Source organism: Sporosarcina koreensis (assembly GCF_001531445.1).
GTDB lineage: Bacteria > Bacillota > Bacilli > Bacillales_A > Planococcaceae > Sporosarcina > Sporosarcina koreensis_C.
This window is the reverse complement of record NZ_LQYA01000297.1, coordinates 1-243: the sequence shown is the minus strand read 5'-3', so window position 1 is coordinate 243 and position 243 is coordinate 1. Positions and strand designations below refer to the sequence as shown.

Genomic DNA, 243 nt, shown 5'->3' with positions numbered 1-243 from the left:
TTTTCTACTAATCTTCAATTTTCATGACCCCTTTATCAATCATTTTTTATATAATAATTTTGCCTGTTCCAGTTCCACATTGCTGTTACTGTAAAGCCTTCATCTTCTTTTTCATCATCATTTTCTTCATTCACTTTTACCAAATCGCCATCTTCTGCATCATCTAAATTTAATTCTTTGTGTATTTCCTTCAACAATCCACCGTATGAAATCAGTCGTTTACGGAACAAACCCTCTTCCAAA

At 32.5% G+C, this 243-nt stretch carries 1 protein-coding gene; it reads right to left on the bottom strand.

Going from position 1 to position 243, the window contains the following annotated elements:
* Positions 1 to 35: 35 nt before the first annotated feature.
* Positions 36 to 243: protein rep (locus tag AWV70_RS22025; RefSeq protein ID WP_235588815.1), on the bottom strand; the 208-nt coding region annotated here is incomplete at its 5' end.